The organism is Acidipila rosea, assembly GCF_004339725.1.
In the GTDB taxonomy this organism is placed as follows: Bacteria; Acidobacteriota; Terriglobia; order Terriglobales; family Acidobacteriaceae; genus Acidipila; species Acidipila rosea.
Genome location: NZ_SMGK01000003.1, coordinates 488,730 through 514,039 on the forward strand (window position 1 = coordinate 488,730; position 25,310 = coordinate 514,039).

Consider the following 25,310-nt stretch of genomic DNA (forward strand, 5'->3'; position numbering starts at 1 on the left):
AGAGAGTCACCTTGTCCACCACCACTCGCAATCACCGGTACCAGGAAGGTACTATCGACCGTTCTCCCCGCGTCAAAGGTGCGGATGTATGGACCTATCGTTGGAGGGACATACAGGAAGATGGTCGGCGCGTCCAGCGCAAGCAGATCATCGGCGACGTTGACCGCTATCCGACCAAGGCTGACGCCAAACGTGCCGTCGAGAATCTCCGGGCAGAGATCAATGCCCGGCAAGAGCGCTTAGGGAAGATGACCATCGAAGAAGCCTGGGGTCACTTTCAGGCAAATGAGTTGCGCGACCCAGACGTATGCCGATCTGAGACGACCATCGAGAATTACCTGACGCTGTTCAAAGCTCACATCATTCCGCGCTGGGGTAAGACATTCCTCTCGGAGATGAAAGCAGTAGAAGTCGAGAGTTGGCTAAGGTCTCTGCACCACTTAGCGCCGTCAAGTCGTGCCAAGCTCAAGAGCAGGATGTATACGCTGTTCGAGCATGCGAAGAGATATGAGTTCTGCGACCGAAACCCGATGGGGTCGGTTCGTCAAGGGTCAAAACCCAGAATCAAACCAGCTGTACTCGCTCTTGAAGAGATTCGGGCCATCATGGACGAGATCACAACGCCAGCCATTCGAGTGGCAGTCCTGGTAGCCGCTGCCACGGGGCTGCGACGCTCGGAGCTTCGAGGCCTTAAATGGAAGGACCTTGATTTGGACGGTGGCTGGCTGACTCCGTCGCGCGGCAGCGTGAATAAGTACCTTACCAACCTTAAAAACCGGCCATCGGCAGCGACCATCCCGATCTCCGAGGCGTTGGCCGAAGCTTTGCTGATGTGGCGCAAGGAGACACCGTATCGCGCCGACGATGATTGGGTCTTTGCGTCGCCTGCCACTTCAGGCCGTTCTCCGTACTGGTTTGATGCTGCACTCACAAGGCAGCTCCGCCCCGCAGCCAAACGAGCGAAGGTGAACAAGCATATTGGTTGGCATACCTTCAGGCGCTCTCTTGCCACTCTCCTGATGAAGAAAGGTGAAGGAGTAAAAGTCGTGCAGGAGCTCATGAGGCATGCCAACTCAAAAATTACCTTAGACGTGTATGCACAGGGCGACGAGGAAGCGAAACGTGCCGCTCAGAACCATGTGAACGAACTATTTATTGTCCCTTCAAAGGCAAGCTGAACCATATTCACTTTAAAAACCGAAAGCCCTCCGATTATTGGAGGGCTTCATTTTCGTCGACTTCAGGTGCTGGTCGACGCTATGATTTCGTCAGTGCCTTTTCGGTGACCTGATCCGAAGCTGCTTTCCCTCCGGATACTCCTTGTAAGACGCTGATTCTAGTCTGGATATTTTGGTGGACCTGATCGGGATCGAACCGATGACCTCTTCCATGCCATGGAGTTGCCAAAAACCTAAATTGTTGACGGCAGCGTGGTTAGAAGACGGCATAACCGGAAAAATCGGCCTAATCGGCGCACTTTGACACCAATTTGACACCAAACTTCAGGGCCGTGGGCTGGGTCGTGGCGGGCCAGCTCACAATCATTTTCCAGATGAGTATCAATTGTACGGCGGTCTGTTCATAACCGCTCATCCCTCAGATGGGGCGCTCCAGATATGCATTCGCAAATGATGGGGCATTCTTGTCGAGTTTCCTGAACCTTTACCGCTGCGACAGATATTCTCTGCTCCACTCCGCCAGAGTGTCGATCAAGCTCAGTGCCGCGAGGCCCCGTGAATTAGACAACGAATATTCCACGTGCGGCAATCGGCCACTCAGGTCAGTCCGGACAACGAGGCCGTCCTTTTCCAACTCGCGGAGATGCTGGGTGAGCATTTTCTTTGATGCCTCGGGAAACATCCTACGTAACTCACTCAAGCGGGCTGGTCCATGCTGAAGGCGGGACAGAATACGCATCTTCCATTTCCCCTGAATGAGATTGATTGCGAATTGAGCCGAGCATCCTTCTCCTCCCTGTACTTTCGTGCGACTAGCGACTCTCTCCTGCCTTTCCCGTCGGCAACTGGCATAGTTCGGTGGGCCTTTGTCAGCTCGTCTTGGCAAATGCGGACTTTGGTTTGTCGAATCACGAAAAGCCTGCTTTGGCGAACTCCAAATCATGTGTCACCGCCCATCAATCCTGAAGGCTCATTCCGCGTGCTGGGACACTCTCGCAATTCTGCCCCGTATCTGTTAAAGGCACTTTCATTTCGTCTTTGGGGCAAGGTAGCGAAAATATTCGTGCGGCGCTCGTCTATACTTTTGGAGTTGAAGTGGTTAACCCATTCGAGACGGTCGCTCACGTATGCAGCCACAAGGTCGCATCTGGCAGGAGCTGACGTGGAGTTGGGCCTATTCGACTGGGCACCCTGCGTCTGATCAGAAGGTGGAAGCCGCTGCGAAGGCAGCTTGGCCCTACGCAGTCCTATGTGCATGGACATACCTGAACGATCACGCCGCTGCCCATGACCTCATGGATCATGCTGTACAAAGCGCGTCCAATTACATTGGGCGTCATCCTGAATCTCCCGATAATAAGCTCAAATGGCATATAAAGAGCGTCCTTAAGCGCCGCGCTCGGCAACAAGGTGAGAAGAAAAGTCGAGAAATTCAATATGGGTCGCTTCGTGATCTGGAATACGTGTATGTTGGTCAGTCAGAGGCAGAGCAAAGAGTCTATGCGACGGAACTTTTCAGGCGACTTTCACCGTTCGCCCAGTCAATCGTAGAGTGGCGCTGGCTGGGTTATTCGTGGAGAAAGATCGCTGAGCACCTCGACATGGACCATACTGCTGTGCGACGTGCTTATTTTCGGGAGATGGAGTTGTTGCTCCACGCTCTCTCCCAATCTGGAGATTCTTCCCAATGTGGCTGAAATTGCCTGGGCTTTCACGCTCCGAAGATCGCTTTGAGACCTGGATTGCGCAGCGCCATCAGGAACACGTGCTCGCAGAGCGGGAAATCTCTGCTGGTCCCTGTCCCGATGAGTCCTTTCTTAAGAGCCTGGCCACTAAGTCCAGACGTATCCAATTATCAGATCCAAGAGTTAACCATGCGGCGAATTGTCACGTTTGCATGACGCGGCTGATGGAATTGCGGCGCGAAACCCATTCGCGCCGGCGACGGCTCGTTCTCACGGTCGCAGTTGCTTCGTGCCTATTGGTTGCCGTCGTGTTCGTCATGCTAGGTCGCCGCAGAGCACGCACGCAGAATCAGATGGCGGAAGTTGCCGCAATTCCTCAAACCGTTAACCTCTGGAACGCTGGAACATTTCGCGGCGATCAACCTAGTCGATTGAAGACTGTTCTGTTGCCTGCCGCACTGGTGAAATTGACAATCATTCTTCCTCGCTATAGCGGAGCGGGGCGATATGATGTAGCCGTGACCCGTGATCAGGCAGGCCAGGACATACTGGCTCACGCCAGCTCAATGGCAATCGGCTCCGGAGATCGAGAACAAGTCTCGGTTTACCTCGATTTGCGGAAATCTCGACCCGGATCTTATTTTCTTTCAACCACTCATGAGCAGGATCAAGCGTCATATTACTACTCTCTCCAAATTAGATAGCCTATTATCGCAACCGGCTTCGACAGAAAGTCATTAAATATGGCTCAAAGCATTATCAAATGGTCGGTTCAACTAGCCCGTTGAATTTGCACGTCACGGGCAGTTTCAATAGCTCGGTCAAGTTGACCATCAAAACTCGCGCTCCTTTGACGCCAGTCAAACTGAATTTGTTCGTCCGGTTCGATGGGTGTTCCTTCAAGAACGGTGCCTTTCCATGTGTAATAGGCCCCGGTCGGCAATGCCAGCCGGTACCCCTGACCCACCTTGACGGAAGTGGCGGAAAGCAGCCTTCCAGCGGTCTTCTCGCCAACTATTCTGGCGAGATTGTTCTCGCGCGCGAACGCAACGATCATTTCGGCGGCGCTCGCGGTATGGCGATCTACTAGAAGAATTGTCCCTCCATGAAATTGCTTGTGGCCCAATTCCTCCGTCTCAAGCACGATAGGAGTTTTGGCGAGCATTGCCGGCGCAAACTGTAATGCCAGCAGCCAGAGTGCTTTCTTGGAAGTCGGGATGCTGCCGAAGCGACGAAACTGTTGTTTTTCGGAATCCAGATTCGGCGTCACGCGGCTTTTAGGAAGTGCGAACCCTACCGGAATCCTGCCGGGCGTGAGCAGACTCATAACACGAAGCGCTCCAATTCCTCCTCCCGTATTCCCGCGAAGGTCGATGATGAGACTGTCTATTTTTCCTAATTTATCGACGGCACGCGAGATTTCGTTTGCAACTTCGACTCCGACCATCCCAGGGAACATCGCGACCTTTAGGTAGCCCAGCCCCTCTCCGAGATGCCGTGATTGAACGAGCGTAGGCTCGACGAAGTGCAGCTTCTTTCCTTTGGGTCGCGCCACATCGACGGCAACGGTGCGCCGCTGATCGTCTTTGCCCACGATGTCCAGAACGGTCTGCTTACCCATCGGGAAGACCGGATGCTCCGGCGGGGTAATCTCCCGGCCATCCACGCTTAGAAGAATGTCTCCAGGCTCAATTCCGGCGATAGATGCGGCACCTCCCGAGTGGACATCCTGAAATATCCAACGCTTTCCGACCAGTGTTTCATCGGCTAGGTAGGTGGCGCTCAATGCGGCTCGGCTCGAAGCTCGTTGAGCGCGGCCATGAAAAAATCCCAGATGAGACGTATGAAGCTCCGCCAGGAGATCGCTCATGGACTGTTCAAATCTATCTGCTGTGTCGGCTCCTTCAATCAATGGCCGGTGGCGCTCCACAGCGTTCAGCCAATTATCGTTCAGTTTTTCCGGGAGATAGAATCGCTTATTCAAAGTGGCTAGTACGTTCTCAAGAATGGTGTGTCGTTCGCGCATGGAAAGCTGGACAGATGATTCCGCTGGGGCAGATTTATCTTTTGTCATTGGATACTCCTTGAAGAAAGATTGCTATCTGGCGCTGAAAATAAACTGCCGTTCGGTTCACCGTTGAGCACGAAGGCCGCCCAATAGTACGGAGGAGAGCCTGAATTCAGCATTTCAAGTTGCGCTTGCCTCAAAGCCTCTGCCTTCTCTTCATGACGGCCGAGATGTTCATAGAAAACGGTCATTAGGTGTGTGGTTGCGTGATCTTCAAGCTCCCAGAATGTGGACACCACACTTTGAGATCCCGCCTCGATGAATGCGTTTACGATATTCGCAGCCCCTTCCTCGCCGATTTGTCCCACACTGGTGTTACAGGCGGAGAGGGTTACGAGGTTGGCATTGAAATGAAGTTTCCTGATCTCCCGAACCTGCAGCAAGCTGTCATCGGTGAGCCCCGGCTCTGGAGCGAAGATAAGGGCTGAACGATCCGAGAACACGGGGTCAACATATCCGTGGAGGGCCAGGTGGACAACTTTGTAGTGGCTAAGCGGAAGACTTTTGAAATTTGTCTCTGTTGCGCGTGACCCCAACAAAACAGTGTTCGGCTTTGGCAGGTCGGACGCAATCGTTTCGACTTCATGCTGGCTCTCTGGCAGAGCGACGAGTTCCTTTCTGTCAGGTCCCGAAACTGCTCTGCGAATGCTTGTAAGAAGTGTGCTCGGGGATGATGAATTGGTTGTCCACGCTGCTACCCCTAGATACGGTAGATCGTCTCTCACCATTTGATTTGTGCGGTGTCTTAGAATGTCGAGCACGGTTCCAGATGGAACCACGGTCACAAGATGTGAGGTCAGAATATAGTGGCCGCCGTTTTCCAGAGCTGAAAAGGGTAGGAGGTGGAGCTTTCCATCAGGTACTACTATCAACGTCTGCTTGTCTTTGAATTCTTGAATTCCACCCAGAAGAGCATTGAAAAGCTGTTGTGCAAGCGCCTGATCGTTCTTTTGTTGCAATATCTCAGACCTGTATCGCATCACCTGTTGCCCCAATATATCTTTCGATGGCAACGTATACCGATGGACAGTTTGATGGGTCACGGCGAGAGCATAGGATTGCGGGCTATCGAGGACATATTCAACAAAGAGTTCAGAAGGGCGAAGATCACGTTGCAGTTGCCTGAGATCCACGGGTTCTGGCGCTGTATCGACTTCCGCTGAATTCGGAGTCAATTGTTGCTCCACCTGATAAATCGCGTCCAGAATGTGGCCTCTAGCGGTCGGTTCATCGGTATTGAGCAATGCAAAATTCAGCTTTGTCAGGCGCTGCTCCATAAGATTCGGATCGTGTGGCGCAATCACCTCGTGATGCGTTAATGCTTGTGCTTCGACTCGACCTCGCGCGCGTTCGATCACATGAAACGCAGCAGCAGTCCTGCCTTGATTGCTCAAAGATGTGAAATATTCCGAGTACACCTCGCTCAAATCGCTCAGGAGTTGGCGTTCGACAGTCGGGGTCGGCACCTTGCTCAGAAGAGCGTCAAGCATATCTGCGCTCTTCTCATATAACTGATTTGACGATTTGATGTTTCCCCTCTTAGCCATAATGTCTGCCTTAATGGCGAGATTCTTAGGAACAAAATACAGCTCATCGGGGATACGCTCGTTTGCCTCGATAGCTTCATTTATCGCGGCTAATGCTGATTCCAACGCTCCTTGATGTAGATACGCCTTTGCGAGCAGACCATCTACCTGAGTCAAGCCGCGCCAATGCGATACCTTTTTTGCATATTGGGCGGACTGTCTGTAGTCGGATACGGCTTGATCCCAATTCCCCATTGCTTCGTAGACTCCAGCTCTGATTTGGTAAACGTCGGCGAGATGTTCGACAAGATGGTATCTGCCTACTCGCTCCATCTCCTCCCCCGCCAACGTCAACGCCTCTTGGCCTTTTCCAAGGCCGCTGAGAGCTCCGATTTTCGCGGTTATGGCAATCGTTGGATAAGCCGCGCCGGGAGTATCTTTGGCGACGTTAATTGCTTCGTTCAGAGGGCCAAGAGCTTCTTTGTATTTGTGAAGTTCCACCAACCCTGTGCCATACATACTTGCATATCGAATATGAGCGGCGGGATCAGCCGTCTTCGCCACTATCCATGCCTTGACCACATCCTTCTTCGCAGTCGCCATGTCTCCAAGGAGAAATGCCGCAATTCCTTGCTCACCGACCGCTCTGGATGCGAGCAGATAATGGTGCCGCCGAAGCGCCAAATTCTCAACTTGAGTCCACGTTTCTCTTGCCATTCCAGAGTCGTAGTTGACTTCGAGCATTCCAAGGATCGTCAGAACGCGAAGCCGCGTTTCAGGATCACGCGCTTCAGGTAATTTCAGATCCTTTATTAGTATCGAGATTTGGGCCGGGATTCCCGCTGAAGATTCGCTGTGAGCAGGCATCTCACTGACCCGCGCATAGAGTGCCCTTGAGAGTTGGTGTTTCTGTGCAAACTGGATTTCCGCTTGTCGGTACAGTGGTTCTGCTGCTATCCAGCTGTTCAGCCACGACATGTCGTCGGCTCGCTTGAGGAGCGCCTCTGGAGAGGCAGGATTCCTCCGGCGGAGGACGTGGCATCCGACAACACTCAACAGGACGGCCAACAGCAAACCGGCAGCAATGCGGAATGGGGGAGGGACAACTCCGCGCATAGCTACTCAGTTAATACCTGCTAATAGTGCCAGAATCTCAAATCCGGGTCAATGTTTATGGCCAGTCCGCGATCAGGTCTACAAAAGCACGGAATCTAGCTTCTATCTCTGTCGCGGAGGTCGCCGGATAGCCAAGCTCATTCGCCAGTGCCTCAAGTTCGGATTGCCATTCCGTCGGAAGTTGGTTAGAAGGAGGAAAGTCGTGAGTGGCCCGCTGAGTGAAAACCTGTTTCGCTGCAAGGCGCACCGCCGTAATATCCAATTTTCCCAACAAATCAACCAACAGGATGTCCAGCACATCGCGGGCACGGCCTTGCGAATATGGTCCCGTACAGGCGTGCAGTTTTTGGGCAACTTGCTCACTCAAATTCAAACAGCGGACCGGAGATGGTATGCGCAATCCCATTGCGGCAAGCCCGGGAATCGCAGGCTCCACAAGATCCACTGCACCCTCTCCCGATGAGCCGAGATCAACTTCGATGGTTTGCCACGCACGGGTTTTAAACCGGACAGCGAGTTCCAAGCGCACAGCGTCCACTTTGTCCATGCTCAATGGCTTGCCCTTTACCTGAAACGTGAAATCGTCGAATCCTAATGCTATTGCATCCTGAAATACCCGAAGTCTTTCCTCGCGTTTGCCAGCAACACCAATATCGATGTCCTTGGTTGCGCGAGCACCTTCAGCAAATCGAAGCTCCATCGCGACGCCACCCTTGAGGTAGTAGTTGGTCAGGACGCCCTCACTCACTGCCCGCTCCAGCACTCCGCAGAGTGCCAGAAAGGAGACCCATCGGCGGAGGCGCTCTTGTGCCAAGCCCTGTTCTCTGGCGACTCGCGCCAGCGTCTTCTCAAGACGTTCAACTGGCCGTGGAGTCATGTACTTTTACCTTGATTCCTTTGATTGACAATGAAAGGCCGTGAGCGGAGCGATTGATGGCCTTGCGAAGGCCATTTGCCTGAGCGGTGCTGAGTAGCCCTTCTCGGAGCGCATCGGTGATGGCCTGCCGGGCGATGTCAGTCCTGCGCGTTGTCGATAAGACGTCCATGATAGAGCGCGTCACGGTCGTGACAGGCATTCCCTCATGCTGGCTGATCTCCGGCACTGTAAGGTCGGCCCGATGAATCATGATCCATTCGGGATGTTCCCGGCGGAGACGGGCGGATTTTGGAACCGTGAGATGCACCCGCGAAGGATTCACATCAGAGATGCCATAGAGGGCCAGCGCCGTCTCATGAGACAGAGCAATGCGCTCTGGTCCATGATGACTTGCTTGTGCCCACAGCACCGCTTCGCGGTATTGTGCGAGCCGGTCTGTCGGATAGTGGGCAATCCGGTAAACGCCTCGGCTCATTCGTTCCAAGCGGCCACGCTGCCTCAACCGAGCAAGCACGGAATCTTGAATTCCCAGGGCGCGTGCTTCTTTAGACGTGAGCAGGCCATCATGTTCTTCAGCGAGTGCGTATAGCTCGTCCATGCGGGTGCGCGGCATAAATACAGTGTGCGGCGGTGGGGGGCGAAATGTCAATATGGTTCCATAATGGAACTATATTGACAGTCCTCAGGACTCCCGAACTCGTCTATCCTAGTTAGCTCAACAACAGTTCTCACCACGCATTGCGCGACTTCCTTCAATGAGCAGAATGGGCAGTGCAGCGAGTGCAGCCACCGAATCTATCCAATGGATGTGGAAGACTGCATTGATCGTCAGGCCAGCCAGCGTAAGTGCCGCGAGATAGGCGCATGTTGCTGATTGAATGGCATCCGCTGCTAAAGCTCGGCTGTTATTTAAAAGCGCTACCTTTCGTTTACCCCAGGCAAGCACTGGCATGATAATGAGTGCCGCTATCGTGATTCCAATTCCAAGGCAACTCGTCTCCGCATGGACACCGCCAATGAGAGACGCCACTGCGGTGAAGCCAACAATGGCCGCTAGCACAAAGAGCAAAATCCCCGCCCACCTCTCAGCGCGTCTTTTGCTGAAAGAGAACGCCGGCATAAATGAAAGGAGTACAACAGTTGCCGAGATTAGCTCCACAAGGCTATCGGAACCAAAGGCCAGAAGAGCTACGCTATGCGCCTGCTGCGCTGAGTAGAGAGACACAGCGGTTTCAACCAGCATCCACACGATAGTAATGCCTTGCAGCCAAACGACTGCTGCTGGCATCGTTACCGGACGATCTTTGTCATGTTTCTTGCTGGTCATAAGCAAATCCAGTTTGGAAGCATCTACATCAACCACTGATTATGTCGAGAATCAAAATACTTAAAAATCCCACAAAGAAAATGGCGGTCGTGGAGGTGGTATCTTCCAGCTTATGCGCCTCCAACAGCAATTCTTCCGTCGCCAGGAAAAGGAGTGCGGCTACTCCGAAGCCAAGTGCCGCAGTGAGGAAAGGCGCTGAAAGATAGTCCAGGATGAAGGCCCCGAGAGCACTACCAATAAGTAAGAAGCACGAAACGCCTGCCGTAATTGTGAAAGCTCTCCAGCGTGAAAGCTGGCGACTTCGCAACTCTCCGATGAGTGCCAATCCAAGGGAAGCCAATTCAAGTGTCAGGGCAACAGTAAGCAGCTTTCCCTGTTTCCTTCCAGCAGCGAATCCTATGGCGATGACAATCCCGTCCAGCAATAGATCAATTCCCGTTGCAGCGATATAGCTTTTCGGGATTGTTAGGGCGGCGTTCTTTGAAGACCCTCCGCTCTCTGTCCGCTTGAGTATCACCAGGACAATAACTGCCAAAGAAAATCCCAGCACAGTTGGAATGGGGGAGCGCCTATGCAGCAACTCGGGAATCAACTCCACAGCAACGGCGGCGACAACCACTCCGGCTGCAAGATGCTGCATGAGGCAGCGAATGCGGTCGCTTTTTTGAGAGAAGACGGCGCAAGCAGCAGCCACAAGCGCCGCCGCCACGGGAAAGAGCGAATAGAGAACGGCGTTCAAGCCTGAACTCCCTTTGCTTCACGCCGTTGTTCTACCCATTTGTAAAGCGTTGGAAGAACCAGCAATGTCAACAACGTGGAAGTTACCAGGCCGCCGATCACGACGGTAGCAAGCGGCCGCTGGACTTCGGCTCCGGCTCCGTGGGAAACGGCCATCGGGATAAATCCGAGACTGGCGACGAGTGCTGTCATCAGGACGGGGCGTAGTCGCGTCAGCGCGCCTTGCTCCACGGCCTCTTCAATAGGACAACCTTTCTGCCTCAGCTCGCGGATATACGTCAGAAGAACAATGCCATTCAGAACCGCAATGCCAAACAGTGCGATGAATCCGACCCCTGCGGAAATACTGAATGGCAATCCGCGCACAAGCAGGGCTAGAATGCCGCCCGTTGCCGCCAGCGGAATGTTCAGGAAGATAAGCAACGCCGGAAAGGTAGCTTGAAAATTGAAATAGAGCAAAACGAAGATGAGCGTCAGCGCAGCAGGCACTACAATCATTAGTCTTTGACTTGCACTTTTAAGCTGCTCGAATTGGCCGCTCCATTCCAATTGGTACCCGCTTGGAATTTTGATCTGGGTGGCGATTGCCTGTTTGGCAGCGCTGACGAAGCTGGCAAGATCACGTCCGCGAACATTTACCTCCACGCTGATCCGTCTCTGACCACCCTCGCGGCTGATTTGCGCTGGGCCATCCTCTTCCTGAATGTCGGCGAGTTGAGCAAGCGGGATGAAATGTCCTTCATTGTCACCTACCCGCAAATTTCCGATTGCTTCATCCGTGGCACGCTGCTGCTCAGGAAAGCGGACCTGCAAAGCGAAGCGTCGATTACCTTCCACTATCTCGCCTACAGTTTTGCCTCCAATAGCTTGAATTGTGTCCAACACATCTGAGGCATCCAGGCCGTGACGTGCAAGTGCATCGCGACGAAGTCGGAGGCGCAAATAAGGCAGACCTGCAACCCGTTCGGCGCGCACATCGGCCGCCCCGGGGATTTTCTGGACAACTGCCGCGATCTGATCGGCCTTCTGCCGCAAGGTGTCCAAGTTATCTCCGAACAGCTTGATTGCAATATCACTGCGCGAACCGCCTTCCATCAATTCCTGCATTCGCATCTGGATTGGCTGCGAAAAGCTGTATACCGCTCCTGGCGCCTCCTCGCCCAACCGTTTCTTCATCGCAGCAATAAGATCGTTTTTGCTGCGTTTCACGGGCCATTGCTCGGTCGGCTTCAACATCACATACACATCGCTCTGGTCGATAGCCATTGGATCGGTGGCAACCTCCGGGCTTCCGGTCCTACTAAAGACGTGAGACACTTCCGGAAATTCACGGAGTACCGTTTCGACAATTTGGTTGCCATGCAACGATTCGGTGATGGAGATTCCCGGAACCCTGTACATCTGTACAAGTATCGAACCCTCATCGAGAGACGGAATAAACACAGCACCCAAAAATGGAATAGCAAACAATGAAGCCAAAAAGATTCCCAGGGCGATGCCGCCAGTCCAAAAGGGTGAGCGTAATGCCCGCTTGAGAGCTGGCCGGTAGAAGTGGTCTGCCTTCCGCATCAGCCAGGTGTGTTCTTTTTTTGGATGCTTGGGAAGCGCATACCAGCCGAGTACAGGCATCACTGTAAGCGCGATGACGAGCGATGCCAAAAGAGCAAACAGGACGGTTACCGCCATGGGCTTGAACATCTTGCCCTCGACGCCGCTCAGTGTCAGGATCGGAACATAAACCAGAACAATAATAAGGACACCGAAGAAGATGGGCTTTGCCACTTCACGCGCGGCAGAACCAAAGACACTTTCCAGATCTTCGTCCGGTTTGCGGTGATGGAGCCGACGCAGGATATTTTCGATGATAACGACCGAACCATCTACAATTAGTCCGAAGTCGAGGGCACCAAGACTCATCAGGTTACCGGAGATATTGGCTTGGACCATGCCAATAAATGCGGCCAGCATGGATAATGGAATCGCAAGTGAAACAATGATGCCGGCCCTGAAGCTACCGAGCAGCAGAAGCAGGACCGCGATGACCAACAAGCCTCCTTCAATCAGGTTTCGAGTGACCGTGTGAATCGTTCGGTTAACGAGATCTGTACGGTCATAAAGTGGCACAATGCGTACACCTGGCGGCAAAGTTTTTTGGATCTCAGCCAAACTGTCTTTTACTCGAATGGCGACGGCCCGGGAATTGTCACCAACCAACATCATGGATACGCCTAAAACAATTTCCCCCTTTCCATCCTCAGTCGCAAATCCATTACGGACCATTGGGGCATACTGGACATTGCCAATGTTCCGTATGAAGATGGGAGTCCCGGTAGGTGAGTTGCCCACCACAATGTTTTCAATATCTGACAGGCTTCCGATCAGTCCCTCTCCGCGGATAAGCGACTGTTGCTCAGAATGTTCAATGTAGGCACCTCCTGAGTTCGCATTATTTTTGGAGAGAGCTTCAATGACACGTCGAAGGGGAATGTGATACCCCGTGAGCTTGTCGTTATCGACTGCCACCTGATATGTCTTGAGTTCTCCTCCCTGGCTGTTCACTTCGACAATGCCTGACACCTGACGCAACTTCGGTGCGATGTCCCAATCGAGAATCGTTCTCAATTCCATCGGACTGCGCCCAGAGCCAGTCACGTTGAATTGATAGATTTCTCCCAGGCCGGTAGAAATGGGTCCCATTTCCGGAACGCCTACGGTGGCTGGAATTGCTTCCTTTGCTTGCGGCAGCCTTTCGTTGACAAGGTTCCTGCAAAAGTAGGTGTCCATGCCGTCCTTAAAGTAGATAGCAACATAGGACAATCCGTACTTCGATGTTGACTGAATGTGCGTGACTCCAGGCAGCCCGCTCATCGCCAGTTCAACAGGAAATGAAATCAGTTGCTCGACTTCCAGTGGAGACAGACTGGGAGCACGCGTGAGAACAAGTACCTGGTTCGGCGTAATGTCTGGCTCGGCGTCCATCGGAAGGTTACGAAGCGAAACGACGCCAAGCACGATGACAAACACAGTAGCTAACAGCACAAGAACACGATAACGAAGGGCGGCTTCAACAAGACGATCCATTAGTCGTTATCCCCCATGCTTCCACCCGCGAGGATGGACTTAAGATGAAACGCTCCTTGTGTCACCACCGGTTCGCCACTGGAAAGTCCACTCACGATTTCGGTCAAGTCGCCAACTGTGGTCCCTTTTTCCACCTCGCGCGCTTCAAATTGAGTAGGCGTTTTGCGGATGAAAACGACATTCTTTCCTTCCACTTCCTGAAGAGCGCTTGTTGGTACTGCTATGGCCCGCTTGCTGAATGTTGTAGGAAGGTCGATATTGGCGAACATATCTGTTTTCAATAGAAACTCAGGGTTTGCCACATCACAGCGAACACGGGCCGTCCTGGTCTGCGGGTCGATCACATCGCTGATGTAAGCGACTCGACCCTGAAAGGAACGATTCGGGTAGGTGTCTACCGTGATGAAAGCGTTCTGCCCAACGCGCACTTTCCCCAGATCCTTTTCGTACACTTCAGCTTGTACCCAGACGTGCGAAAGATTGGCGACCGTGAATACGGGGCGCGCGGCATCCACAACATCTCCAGGTGAGGCTTGCGCCTTGATGACCACACCAGATAAAGGGGCTTTGAGGGAGGTAAGCAGAGTTCCACCGATCTTGTTATCCGACACCCCAAAGCGGCGTAATTTCTGGTGTATGCCTTCTATGACAGCCTGTTGCGAACGGATATTGGCTTCAATTTCATTCTCTGACGCTTTACTCGATTCATAGTCCTTTTCTGCCCCTGCCCCAATATCGGCAAGCCGGCGGCTGCGTCCAGCCTGGCGAGTGGCTGGAATTAACTGCGCCTTCATGCGCTCCAAGTCAGCGCGTGCAGATAGCTCCTGTGCAACCAATTCTCCAGCTTCGACGTTGTCGAAGGTGGCGAGAATCTGTCCTGCTTCAACCCTGTCGCCAACTTTTGCGCGGACTTCCAGGATGCGCCCTTGCGCCAACGGACTCACTAAAGCAACGCGGCTGTCAATCGGCTGAACCGTGCCGGTGACCTTCAGATATTGCGTGAGTTGCTTTACTTCAGCAGGTGAGATAGTCAGCCCAATGTGGTTTTGGGCGGAGATCGTCATATCGACCATATCCGCCTTGCTCGTGGACTGCTCCTGAGAGGAAGATATTTCCTTATCTTCGTTGGTGTGCTTGTTGCAACCGGTTATGGCAAATGTGCCGCATAGAAACAACAAAATTAGGCTCTTCATGGTAGGTTTCCTCCCACAGCACGCTCAATCTCGGCCCTGCTTCGGGCAGCATCAGCTTGCGCGTCGATGTAAGCCAACTGTGTATCGACCAAACGGCGTTGCTCATTGAGAACGTCCAGAAGCCGTAGTTGGCCGAGTTTATACGCTTCGCGGATAACGGAAAGGTTGGCGCTTGACGGACTTAGTACGCCGCTCTGAAGCATCTGCAAGGAATCGGATGCAGTGCGCCAGCGCCGATATGCCGACTCCACTTCTATTGGAATAGTTTTCTCAAGATATTCCTGGTGCAGGCGAGCGCCAGAGGTGCGGGCTGTTGCCGCCTGTACATTGCCGACTCCGCTCCGGCTAGTTCGCAATGGGATGGAAACGCCGAAGCTGAGAATATCAACTTGGTCTCGGATAGGGCTTGGTGCTCCACTGCTGGTCAAGCCGAACAGTCCATCGAATTGGCTGTGCTGCCTGGTATAACCTGCGGACAAAGTCAGGTCCGGTTTGGCGTTCGCCTTTGCAAGTTCTACGCTTGCTGCTTGCTGCTCCTCTTCAAGACGCGCTGTTTTAAGGTCTGCCCGATTCTCCAGCGCTTTTTGTTGCAGTTCATCCAGTCGAAGCGGTGTTGGAGCAGGAAAGATAGCATCCGGAATTAGAGTGCCACTGCTGAAGCCAGCAAGACGGCGCAGCTCAAATTCGGCAGATGTAAGGCGACTCTGAGCACTCATCCGCGAGACTTCGGCTTGACTGACTTCAACCTTGAGCAGCCCCGCTTCGAGTGGAGCAACATCACCTTCTTTGACTCGCGCCTCGGTGAGTCTCAGGGTTTCCTGGTTGAAGGCAATAAGGTCACTGAGGAGCTTGACTTTGTGGCGCTCCGCGATCACCTGGGCATAGGCTGCTTTGATCTCATAGGCAAGTTCCGCAGTTCGCCCCTGTAGTTCGGCTTCCGCCAGACCAACCGAGAACTCGGCGACACGGATGCGCTTCCCGCGCTTTCCGAACGTCTCAATGGGCTGGGAATACTCTCCGCCGTATTGCTCCTCGCCAACTGTGCCGAGCGGCTTCCCAGTTGCCCCATTTAGCCCAAGCGTTGGCGCTGGCCGCACTCCAGCTTGTCGCGCGAGACCCTTCGCCTCTGCGATCCGCTCTCGAACAGCAGCCAAATCCTTATTATTCGCAATCCCTGCTCGCACAATGTCGTCTACCGTAGATACAGTTGACGGCGTTTGCTGTGCTCCCAGCAATGAAGCTGAAAGCAATAGCGCGCACAGAGAGAAGATATGTCTCCCTCGCATACACAACTCCTAGATTATTTTTGAAAACTGAGTTCCAACTGATGTCTAGGAAAGTTGGGGAGGGTGGTCGATAGAAGACGGAGCAAGCAATGGCTGCTCAACGGCTTCTTCGCGGGGAGCCGGAACAGTCAATACCTGAGGGGCAAGTGCGGCTCGCTTTACTACAATGAGATGTGCGCAGCAGCACAGGCAGTTATCACCGGAGGTTGGGCCTTGGTGCTTATGCTGACTCTGCGATTGTGAGACGTAGCAGTCCGAATTAGGCAAAAGGTCACACGCAAACACTTCCACGGCTGTAAACAGCACGAGAAAGATTGCGGTAAGGCGAAGCGCCCTGGACCAAAGACCCATACGTTCATATTGCCACAGATTGGCTCGTTAGAGAGTGATAGTGCCTTTGACCATGACGATAGAAGCCCTTCCCGAGATGACTATGGATAACGATTTCATGCACCGTAAGATCGGCCCAAAGGAACCCATGATCCATTCGGGTTGTCACAGTTCAAGCGTATGCTGCGGTGATGTCGTGACGTCAATATAGTTCCACTATGGAATGATATTGACATAAATGAAGTCCCTGAATTTCTCCACTGTGGGAGTCAATTTGGGAGTCATAGAATGACCAAAAACTGAAATTGGAGAGCAGGCCAGCAAACTTCCTGGAGCTGATTTCCGCGAACCTCGCAACGCAGATGGCAGAATTAGCATAAGACGATGGACACACAGGCGCACTGGGCACAGATCTACGAAACCAAATCTCCTGATGAGACGAGTTGGTACGAGTCTCATTTGCAAACCTCACTCGACTGGATCTCGGATGCGGCCACGGACCATTCTGCTTCGATTATCGACGTTGGAGGCGGAGAATCTACGCTGATAGATGACTTGCTTGTTAGGGGATACAGTGCCCTTACTGTCCTGGATCTGGCGGGCGCGGCAATTAAGAAATCTCAGGATCGCCTCGAACGAGCAGCAAAATCCGTCAATTGGATAGTGGGCGATGTGACAACAATTGCTTTCCCAGTCAACACGTACAACATTTGGCATGACCGGGCGGTCTTCCATTTTCTTACCAATCCCGAACAGCGATTGGCGTATATACGTCAGACTACCTCAGCCCTTAAGATTGGAGGGCAGGTGGTCATGGCAACCTTTGGGCCGCAGGGTCCACAGAAATGCAGCGGGCTTGATACAAATCGTTACGATGCAGAATCGTTGAGCCGCGAAATGGGACCACGGTTTCGCCTGATACGAAGTTCAACCGTACTCCACCACACGCCAAAGGGCACGACACAACAGTTCCTTTATTGCCAGTTCAGCTTTAGTCCTCCTCAGAAAGGAATCACCCCTTGAAATTTCGCTTTCTTCAGATAACCTCCGCCGCGATACTGCTTGCGATCTTGGCTTTATCTGGCACTGTCATGCAGGCACAGCAGGTCCCAACGAAGTCCTCGGCTGTTGCGGACACGACGATTCCCTCCGCGGCACTTGTGCAACCGGCAGAACTCGTGCGGATGCTGCATGGTTCAGAAAAGCCTTTAATACTACAGGTCGGATCGCACGTTCTTTACGCTGAAGCGCATATACCCGGTTCAGAGTATGTGGGGGCCACAGGCACGAGTGCAGGATTGCAGTCACTCCGCGAACGGGTCTCCAGCCTCAGGAAGGACCAGTTCATCGTCCTTTACTGCGGATGCTGTCCCTGGGGTCATTGCCCGAACATCCGGCCGGCTTACGAGCAATTACACGCGCTCGGCTTCACTCAGGTAAAAGCGCTTTATCTGGCTGATAATTTCGGCACGGACTGGGCCGGCAAGGGCTATCCAGTAGCTAAAGGGCGATAAAGGACGATCGATGCAAAGAAACGCTCGAATTGAGATGCCGCGAATGCTGTTGCTGTTTCTCCTAGTGTCTATTGCCTTGTTTGCCGGAAGTTCTCCGCTTGCTGCACAAACAGTTCCTTCGAGAGCAAAAGCGCATCGTGCTGCTCCAAATTTTTCACGTATGGATCTGCGCCACAAGAAGATTGAACTAACTTCATACCGTGGGAAGGTCGTCCTGCTCAACTTCTGGGCAACCTGGTGCGGACCGTGCCTTGTAGAGGTGCCCACCTTTAACGAATGGCAGAACAAGTATGGCTCTAATCAATTTCAGGTGATCGGAATATCGATGGACGACGCAGCTCCGCCAGTGATCTCAACCATCAACAAGTTGAAGCTTAATTACCCGGTGTTGATGGGAGACGAACATCTGGGAGCTGCTTACGGCGGCATTCTCGGCCTTCCGGTTACGTTCCTGATCGACCGCCAGGGAAAGATCAGGGCACGGTATCAGGGAGCCTCTGACCTCACGCGCATCAAAGGAGATATTGAGACGCTTCTCCACACTCGATAACGAAGCCCCCTGACGATAGCATGAGATCGCAGCTATAAATGGCTGGTGGTTTGATTATCTTGATTAGCGAGAAGTGTTCCGCGCCTCAGTTCCCGCTCCTTCATCATGACGAAGAACACAGGGACGAGAATAAGGACGTGAATGGTTGATGTAATCATGCCACCGACAATCGGAGCGGCTATCGGCTTCATCACGTCGGAGCCGATGCCGGACTCCCAAAGGATCGGCGCAAGACTGGCCAGGACGGCGCAAACCGTCATCAGTTTTGGGCGGAGGCGTTGAACAGCCCCTTCGATGGCTGCTGCTTCGATGTCGGCATTCGTCATTTGATGGTTTGACTCGATGCGCTTTTCCAATGCTTCGTGGAGATAGACGACCATCACGACGCCAGTCTCCACTGCGATGCCAAAGAGCGCAATGTAACCAACTGCCACGGCAACGCTGAAATTGTAATGAAGCAGCCATTGCAGCAGTAGTCCGCCGGTCATGGCGTAGATGGTGGGGAAGATCAGCACGAGCGCCTCTGCAACGGAGTGAAAGACAAGATAGAGAAGCAGAAAGATCACCGCGAAAACCACAGGGAGAATCAGCTTGAGACGTTGTTTCGCGCGCTGCTCGAACTGGTACTCTCCCGACCACTGATAGGTGTAGCCCGCAGGCAGCTTTAGCTTTTGTTGGATCTGGTTGTTGGCTTCTGCGACGAAACCTCCATAGTTCGCGTTCTTCAGGTCGATATAAACATAGCCGGTAAGCGCGCCGTCTTCATCGCGAATCATGGCTGGGCCTCTGGAGAAAGAGATGGCCGCCACTTGCCCAAGCGGGATCTGTGCGCCGGTCGGTGTCGCAATGAGAACGCCGCGCATCTGCTCTACATCGTCGCGGAAGTCGCGCTGATAGCGAACATTGATGGGGTAGCGCTCTCGCCCTTCGATGTTCTCGGCGATGTTCTTGCCGCCGATGCCGGAGGAGACGGCTGTCTGGACATCGGCCACGGTCAGACCATAACGGGCAGCCTCCGCACGGTTCACTTCCACATTGACGTAAAAGCCCTGGGCAACTTTTTCAGCAAACGTAGACCGTACCTGCGGCAGCGTGGAGAGAATGGTTTCGATCTGTGAGGCAACCTGCTGAATACCTTCGACACTTGTGCCCTGGACTTTGAGACCGAGCGGAGTTTTGATACCGGTCAGCTCCATGTCAAGGCGGTTTTCGACCGGGCTGGTCCAGGTGTTCGTGAGTCCAGGAAACTGGAGCTTCGCATCCATCTGCTGAATGAGCTTGCCATAGGTCATTCCGGCGGGCCACTGCTCACGCGGCTTCAGCATCAGGGTCGTGTCGTACATGTCGAGCGGCGCGTTATCCGTCGCGCTGTCCGAGCGCCCAACCGTACCGAAGACGCTCACGACTTCAGGGAAGCTGCGGAGGATACGGTCCTGCTCTTGCAACAACACTTCCGCCTGCCCAATCGAGATGCCGGGCAATGCAGTCGGCATATAGAGAGTCGAGCCTTCATATAGAGGCGGCATGAATTGACTGCCGAGATGCAGGCCTAACGGCAGAACGATAACGAGAAACAGCACGTTGGCGGCGATGGTAAGCCAACGATAGCGCAAGCAGAATCGCAGTATCGGCAGATAGATCGCCTGGGTCACGCGCGAGATCGGGTTGGCGCTTTCCGGACGCAGCCGTCCGCGAATCAGCATCACCATCAGGACTGGGACCAGGGTGATGGCAAGAATAGAAGACGATCCAACCGCCAGCGTTTTTGTCCAGGCGAGTGGGCGGAACATGCGGCCTTCCTGCGCTTCGAGCAGGAAGACTGGAAGAAACGACACAACAATAATCAGCAGCGAGAAGAAGAGTGCCGGGCCAACCTGCTTCGCCGCGTTGATGAGGATGGTGCGGCGTTCCGGTTCGCTTACCTGAGTACCGTTTTGCTGTCTTTCGGAGAGATGGCGATAGCCATTTTCAACCATGACGATGGAAGCGTCCACCAATACACCGATGGCCAATGCGATGCCTCCCAGCGACATGATGTTCGACGTCACGCCGAGCAAATACATGGGGATGAACGACACAACGACTGCGATAGGCAACGCGAGGATGGCAATCAGTGCCGAGCGGAAGTGAAACAGAAAGAGAATAATGACGAGGCTGACGATGATGGCTTCTTCCAGAAGATCGCGTTGCAATGTCTGGATCGAGGAGCGAATCAGACCGGACCGGTCGTAGCCGGACATGATTTCGACACCCGGCGGAAGCGACGGCGCAATTTCACGGAGCTTTGTTTTGACTCCATTGATGACGTTCAGGGCATTCATGCCCTGGCGCATCACGATGATGCCGCCGACGGTCTCACCCTCTCCGTTCCATTCGGCGACGCCTTCGCGGATATCAGGTCCGAAGCTGACTGTGCCCAAATCACGCAACAAAACAGGTGTGCCGTTTTTGCTGCCGACTGCAACCAAGGCAAGATCGTCAAGCGAGCGAAGATAGCCAAGACCGCGGATCATATACTCCGCACCGCTCAAATCGAGCAGCCGTCCTCCCACTTCATTCGTGCTGGCCTTTACACGGTCGATAACGGTAGAAAGCGGGATGCCATAAGCGAGCAGTTTATTGGGATCGAGCTGCACCTGGTACTGCTTTACATAGCCGCCGATGCTCGCGACTTCGGCCACTCCCGGCACGGTCTCAAGCGCATAGCGCAGGTGCCAATCCTGCAACGAGCGCAGATCCGCCAGGCTATGGCGATGGCTCTTGTCTACGATCGCGTATTCATAGACCCAACCCGCTCCGGTCGCATCCGGGCCGATCACGGGATGCACTCCTTCCGGCAGGCGCCCGCTGATTTGCTGTAAATATTCAATGACGCGAGAGCGCGCCCAGTAGAGGTCGGTGCCATCCTGAAAGACGATGTACACGTAGGAATCGCCGAACATGGTCTGCGCGCGCACCGCCTTCACATGGGGAGCAGCCAGCATACTGGTGACGATGGGATAGGTGACCTGATCTTCGATCACGTCGGGCGGCTGGCCTGCCCAGTTGGTATGCACAATCACCTGTACATCGGAGATGTCCGGCAGCGCATCCAGCGGAACATGCTGCAACGACCAGATGCCGGCAAGGGTCAGCAACAGGACTGCCGTGAAAACCAAAAAGCGGTTACGGGCGCAGACTTCAATGATGTAGGAGAGCATTTACATGCCTCCTGTCGCGTTGATCCGCAGTTGCTTTGTAGCGAGGATCTGCCCGCTCTTCTGAGCGGTGATAGTCACCTGCCAGGCGCCGCCTGAACCAAGCGAGCCTGTGCCCTCATAAACTCCATTGCCTCTATCGGTCAATTTGCTGGTTGTATTCATGGCGGCCATTCCCATCGCTGGCATTCCGGCCATGTAGAAAGTCACCGTCACATCGGCCCCGGCAACAGGAGCATTGCCTGGTCCCGCCAACTTCACGCGGAAAGTGTTCGTGCCTTTCTGTGGCGGATTGGGATCAGTGGAGAAGTCAATATTGATTTGTGCTGCTGAAGATGCGGCTGATTGTGAAGCATTGCCCGCTCCGGGAGGCGGAGGCACGAATGAACCTGCTGCGGCCTGCAATTGGCTTTCGGAGTCGATGAGAAAATTGGCCGAGGTGACAATCTGTTGATGTCGTTGAAGCCCCTTCAGGACAACAACCTCGTCTCCCGTACGCGGTCCTAGCACAACCTCCTTTGGTTCCAGACTGCCATTGCCATGATCGACAAAGACCAATTGCTTTGTCCCGGTTTGAAAAACTGCGGAGGCAGGGATGACGAGCTGACGGCCCAGCGGCGATTTCAAGTCGCAATTGACATACATGCCCGGCTTTAGTTTCAAGCCGGGGTTGTCAATCACAAGTCGGACACGGACTGTTCTCGTCACAGGATCGACCTGTGGCAGAATCTCATCGACGTTCCCACGGAACGTCCTGCCGGGATAGGAGTCCACCGTGACTTCAACCGGATCACCATGTTTCAATCGTCCAACGTCATCCTGAAAAACCTGCGCGTAGACCCAAATGCGCGAGAGATCGGCGATGGTGTAGAGCCGGGTCGAAGGCTCAATGTACATGTTTGGCAATGCGTTATATTCAGTGACATAACCGGAAACCGGCGAATTGATCGTTAGATTGGTGATCGGTTTTCCAGTGTCTTTGAGTTTTTGTAGTTCACTTTGCGGCACTTCCCATTGCTCAAGGCGCTGTTCGGCAGCGGCGGACAGCGAGGCAGCGCCGGAAGCGACTCCATCCACCGTGCTGCCACTCAAAGACTTCTGATTTTGCCGCGCAAGCAGATACTCCTGCTGTGTCGCAACAAGGTCTGGGCTGTAGACCGTAAAGAGCGGATCACCCTTGCGGACATACAGGTAAGTCGCATTTACAAAGACTTTGCGAATGTAGCCTGGAAAACGAACCTGAACATACGAAATCAGCCGCTCGTCGATGTTCACGGTTCCGGTGGCGCGGATGTCGTCGGTCAGTTGCTTGTACTCGACCGAACCCGTCTTCACGCCGATGCTCTGCATCCGCTCGGGCGAAAGCTGGACGGGCGACAATTGCGTGTCCTGCTTTTGCTGCTGCGCCGGAGACATGCTCGTCGCATTTGAATCAGGGCCAGCCGCAACCGGCTCCGTATCGGAAGACATTGGTGCGCGTTTGGAATTTACCTGCCCTGGTGAACGCGAACGGTAGACGAGCAGACCTGCCACAACGATCAAAATGGCAAGCCATACGAGAGAAGTGCGAACAATATATTTGTTCATCGCAGTGTCGCTCCTGTCAGTGTCTCCAGATGGGCCAGCGTAGTCTCGTGATCGGCGAGTACCTGAGCTTCGTCGAGTTTCAGAGTCAGCACGTTAGTGAAGTACAAAAGTACATGTGTGAACTGGTCGCGATTAGCAGCATAAGCGTTGAGAGTCGCACGGTAAGCGGCATCAGATTGCGGAATCAGACCTTCTCGATATTCCTTCAATAGTTCTTCATCGCTCGTCGCGGTCACATAATTTTGCTTTACCTGAGCAAGCTGCTGTTGCAGATGTGCATCGAGGGTTTCCTTCGTTTGCGCCAGATTCTCGGCAGCCTCCGCAATCTCCGCATCTACGCGCGCCTTCCGGGGAAAACGAACGTTGAAGGTCAGCATGTAATAGTCGCGATACTTCCGGTCGGTGTTCTGGTACATGTAGCCAAGACTGAAGTCGGGTTTGCTTCCACGTTTTGCGGAGGTAAGCGCAGCGTCTTGTTTGCCGACAGAACTGGAATCAATTTGGACTTGCGGGTTGTGTTCCCTCACCATTTGGAGCAGTTCGGCGGAGGTGTAGCGTAATAAGCTTTCGCTCAAGTCCTCGGTCACAATATCTGGCGAGCTTTGATCTCGATGCAACAACCCCTTCAAATGGGCTTCGATCTGTCCCATCTGCTCATGGTGCATGGTGATCTCACGGAGGATCTTTGTGCGCTCCACCTGGGCCTGCAACACCTCCGCCTGCAAACCTTGGCCCACCTCATAATGTGCCGTTGCGTCCTGAATGAGTTGGTCCAAAACATGCCGGTTCTCCATCAGAATGCCAAGCGTCTTTTGCAGATAAGCAAGTTGCAAATAATCCATCTTGACTGCATCAGCAACGCTGGCCGAAGTTGCATCTCGCTCTTTTTCTTTAATATCCGCATCCCTCTGCGCGACCTCGCCTCGTAAACGGAGCTTGCCTGGATACGGCAGTTCCTGCGAAGCGCCAATGCCGATATACGAAAAGTCGCTGTTGGTGTAGCCGGCGAATGGCTTCGGACTGCCGACGCTGAACTGCTGATAAGTGAAGGTCGGGTCGGGCAATGTGCCTACCTGGCGCGGAACTTCCTTGGCCGCTTGCCAGCCATAATCGGCTGCGGCTATCTGAGAGTTGTTATGGCTGGCTTCAGTCAAAAGCTCAGATAACGGCATAGGCGCATCTGGCGAACGCTCTTGTCCAGACGCGGCAGTCACAGCCGCAAGTACAAGCATGGTGGTCAGGCCCCGGACCTTGAACATATAAATCTCCATTCTCAAAATGGTTCGTAATAACTGGCACGAGCAGGCGCGCAACTATACGCCCGTCAGCCAAGCGAAGCCGGAGAAAAGAGATTGCTAGATTCGGAGAATAAAGATTGAGGGAGGTGGAGATTGAGGCAGAGTGCTTGCGGGCCGTTGCGCAGGACTGGACATGGATACCCGTAACGTAAAGAGGATCGCAGGAGGCAGCCCAGCATGTGCGGTCAAATCAGTCTGAATATTTGTGGACTGCGCTTGGACCATTGCATTCCAATGGTCTGCCGTGGGCATTTCTTTCTGGCAGCAGCCGTGCGAAGCTGGCATTCCCATGCTTCCGCACTCGCCCTTCATCTGCTTGCAACAGGCGCGTTCCGCAGGAGTCAGATGTGCGTTCGACAGAGCACAGGCCATGGTTGGAGCCAGTAATGGCAACAACATCGTCAGTATCAGCGCGAATTGGCGCACAGACCTCATGGCAGCTTCAACTGTACATCTGTGCCCAGAATAGTACAAAGTTAAGCGCCGGAGACCCTGGGTATGACGTTGCTTTGCATATCCGACATTCGCGCTCAGTCGTACAGTCAAACACCGAGGACAATTTGCACGTCCACACATATAAGGTGTAAATTCGGCTAGGATGAGGCTTAAAGTCACATGGTCGCTGCTGTTGCTGATGCTGGTGAGCGTTCAGGCGTTTGCTGCGACTTGTGACGTGCGCTGTGGAGCGATGGCACTCAGGGACTCTGCCAGCCAGATGTCCGGCATGGCTGATTGTCAAAGGATGACGTCCCAACGTGC

The 25,310-nt window shown here is 53.6% G+C and carries 18 protein-coding genes; 5 read left to right on the forward strand and 13 right to left on the reverse strand.

Annotated features, from left to right (window positions below; translation table 11 throughout):
* Positions 1-11 precede the first annotated feature (11 nt).
* Positions 12-1,178 carry a tyrosine-type recombinase/integrase gene (locus C7378_RS11995; protein ID WP_165876783.1) on the forward strand — a complete coding sequence of 389 codons (1,167 nt, stop codon included), beginning with the start codon at positions 12-14 and terminating at the stop codon, positions 1,176-1,178.
* A gap of 484 nt (positions 1,179-1,662) precedes the next feature.
* Here the strand turns inward: C7378_RS11995 and C7378_RS18210 are convergent, their stop codons facing one another.
* Entirely contained in the window at positions 1,663-2,121 is a 459-nt protein-coding gene (locus C7378_RS18210; protein ID WP_131996806.1) for a winged helix-turn-helix transcriptional regulator, read from the reverse strand.
* A gap of 744 nt (positions 2,122-2,865) precedes the next feature.
* On the opposite strand from C7378_RS18210, the gene C7378_RS12005 reads away from it, so the two are divergent.
* A complete protein-coding gene (locus C7378_RS12005; RefSeq protein WP_131996809.1) occupies positions 2,866-3,567 on the forward strand; it encodes a hypothetical protein in 702 nt (233 codons plus the stop codon).
* Positions 3,568-3,635: 68 nt separating this feature from the next.
* Here C7378_RS12005 and C7378_RS12010 read toward each other — a convergent pair whose 3' ends face one another.
* The 9 genes from C7378_RS12010 to C7378_RS12050 form a co-directional block, all read right to left on the reverse strand.
* Positions 3,636-4,937, reverse strand: a complete 1,302-nt coding sequence (locus C7378_RS12010; RefSeq protein WP_131996812.1) for a S41 family peptidase — start codon at positions 4,935-4,937, stop codon at positions 3,636-3,638.
* On the reverse strand, positions 4,934-7,435 hold the full coding sequence (locus C7378_RS12015) for a CHAT domain-containing protein (RefSeq protein ID WP_165876785.1): 2,502 nt from the start codon (positions 7,433-7,435) through the stop codon (positions 4,934-4,936). Before C7378_RS12015 ends, C7378_RS12010 begins: the two co-directional genes overlap by 4 nt.
* Positions 7,436-7,628: 193 nt before the next feature.
* A complete protein-coding gene (locus C7378_RS12020; protein ID WP_207901418.1) occupies positions 7,629-8,387 on the reverse strand; it encodes a nucleotidyl transferase AbiEii/AbiGii toxin family protein in 759 nt (252 codons plus the stop codon).
* 43 nt (positions 8,388-8,430) lie between these two features.
* Positions 8,431-9,063: a type IV toxin-antitoxin system AbiEi family antitoxin domain-containing protein gene (locus C7378_RS12025; RefSeq protein ID WP_341539149.1), complete on the reverse strand. Its 633-nt coding sequence runs from the start codon at positions 9,061-9,063 to the stop codon at positions 8,431-8,433.
* Between the two features lie 102 nt (positions 9,064-9,165).
* Entirely contained in the window at positions 9,166-9,813 is a 648-nt protein-coding gene (locus tag C7378_RS12030; protein WP_131996824.1) for a cation diffusion facilitator family transporter, read from the reverse strand.
* The gene (locus tag C7378_RS12035) at positions 9,806-10,516 is read right to left on the reverse strand and encodes a ZIP family metal transporter (RefSeq protein ID WP_131996827.1); all 711 of its coding nucleotides are present in this window, start codon (positions 10,514-10,516) and stop codon (positions 9,806-9,808) included. The genes C7378_RS12030 and C7378_RS12035 overlap by 8 nt, the downstream gene beginning before the upstream one ends.
* Positions 10,513-13,596, reverse strand: a complete 3,084-nt coding sequence (locus C7378_RS12040; RefSeq protein ID WP_131996830.1) for an efflux RND transporter permease subunit — start codon at positions 13,594-13,596, stop codon at positions 10,513-10,515. The genes C7378_RS12035 and C7378_RS12040 overlap by 4 nt, the downstream gene beginning before the upstream one ends.
* Complete coding sequence (locus C7378_RS12045; RefSeq protein ID WP_131996833.1) at positions 13,596-14,789, reverse strand: efflux RND transporter periplasmic adaptor subunit; 1,194 nt, start codon at positions 14,787-14,789, stop codon at positions 13,596-13,598. Before C7378_RS12045 ends, C7378_RS12040 begins: the two co-directional genes overlap by 1 nt.
* Positions 14,786-15,973, reverse strand: coding sequence for a TolC family protein (locus C7378_RS12050; RefSeq protein WP_243648218.1), 1,188 nt, complete (start codon positions 15,971-15,973; stop codon positions 14,786-14,788). Before C7378_RS12050 ends, C7378_RS12045 begins: the two co-directional genes overlap by 4 nt.
* Positions 15,974-16,789: 816 nt before the next feature.
* Between C7378_RS12050 and C7378_RS12055 the strand changes: the two genes are divergently transcribed.
* From C7378_RS12055 to C7378_RS12065, 3 genes are read left to right on the forward strand one after another with little or no spacing between them, the layout of a single operon-like run.
* Complete coding sequence (locus tag C7378_RS12055; RefSeq protein ID WP_131996839.1) at positions 16,790-17,428, forward strand: class I SAM-dependent methyltransferase; 639 nt, start codon at positions 16,790-16,792, stop codon at positions 17,426-17,428.
* On the forward strand, positions 17,425-17,919 hold the full coding sequence (locus tag C7378_RS12060; protein WP_131996842.1) for a rhodanese-like domain-containing protein: 495 nt from the start codon (positions 17,425-17,427) through the stop codon (positions 17,917-17,919). Before C7378_RS12055 ends, C7378_RS12060 begins: the two co-directional genes overlap by 4 nt.
* Positions 17,920-17,962: 43 nt before the next feature.
* Positions 17,963-18,469, forward strand: a complete 507-nt coding sequence (locus C7378_RS12065) for a TlpA family protein disulfide reductase (protein WP_279388594.1) — start codon at positions 17,963-17,965, stop codon at positions 18,467-18,469.
* A gap of 32 nt (positions 18,470-18,501) precedes the next feature.
* On the opposite strand, the gene C7378_RS12070 is transcribed toward C7378_RS12065, so the two are convergent.
* Genes C7378_RS12070 through C7378_RS12080 form a run of 3 tightly spaced genes read right to left on the reverse strand, consistent with a single transcriptional unit; the run spans position 18,502 to position 24,512 of the window.
* Entirely contained in the window at positions 18,502-21,669 is a 3,168-nt protein-coding gene (locus C7378_RS12070; protein WP_131996848.1) for an efflux RND transporter permease subunit, read from the reverse strand.
* The gene (locus C7378_RS12075) at positions 21,670-23,253 is read right to left on the reverse strand and encodes an efflux RND transporter periplasmic adaptor subunit (protein ID WP_131996851.1); all 1,584 of its coding nucleotides are present in this window, start codon (positions 23,251-23,253) and stop codon (positions 21,670-21,672) included.
* A complete protein-coding gene (locus C7378_RS12080) occupies positions 23,250-24,512 on the reverse strand; it encodes a TolC family protein (RefSeq protein ID WP_131996854.1) in 1,263 nt (420 codons plus the stop codon). The genes C7378_RS12075 and C7378_RS12080 overlap by 4 nt, the downstream gene beginning before the upstream one ends.
* Positions 24,513-25,310: the final 798 nt, after the last annotated feature.

Coding starts and splice junctions, on each gene's coding strand:
- C7378_RS18210 (WP_131996806.1), bottom strand. CDS start 2,121: ATGATTTGGAGTTCGCCAAAGCAGGCTTTTCGTGATTCGACAAACCAA.
- C7378_RS12005 (WP_131996809.1), top strand. CDS start 2,866: ATGTGGCTGAAATTGCCTGGGCTTTCACGCTCCGAAGATCGCTTTGAG.
- C7378_RS12010 (WP_131996812.1), bottom strand. CDS start 4,937: ATGACAAAAGATAAATCTGCCCCAGCGGAATCATCTGTCCAGCTTTCC.
- C7378_RS12015 (WP_165876785.1), bottom strand. CDS start 7,435: ATGTCGTGGCTGAACAGCTGGATAGCAGCAGAACCACTGTACCGACAA.
- C7378_RS12025 (WP_341539149.1), bottom strand. CDS start 9,063: ATGCCGCGCACCCGCATGGACGAGCTATACGCACTCGCTGAAGAACAT.
- C7378_RS12040 (WP_131996830.1), bottom strand. CDS start 13,596: ATGGATCGTCTTGTTGAAGCCGCCCTTCGTTATCGTGTTCTTGTGCTG.
- C7378_RS12045 (WP_131996833.1), bottom strand. CDS start 14,789: ATGAAGAGCCTAATTTTGTTGTTTCTATGCGGCACATTTGCCATAACC.
- C7378_RS12055 (WP_131996839.1), top strand. CDS start 16,790: ATGGACACACAGGCGCACTGGGCACAGATCTACGAAACCAAATCTCCT.
- C7378_RS12065 (WP_279388594.1), top strand. CDS start 17,963: ATGCTGTTGCTGTTTCTCCTAGTGTCTATTGCCTTGTTTGCCGGAAGT.
- C7378_RS12070 (WP_131996848.1), bottom strand. CDS start 21,669: ATGCTCTCCTACATCATTGAAGTCTGCGCCCGTAACCGCTTTTTGGTT.
- C7378_RS12075 (WP_131996851.1), bottom strand. CDS start 23,253: ATGAACAAATATATTGTTCGCACTTCTCTCGTATGGCTTGCCATTTTG.
- C7378_RS12080 (WP_131996854.1), bottom strand. CDS start 24,512: ATGTTCAAGGTCCGGGGCCTGACCACCATGCTTGTACTTGCGGCTGTG.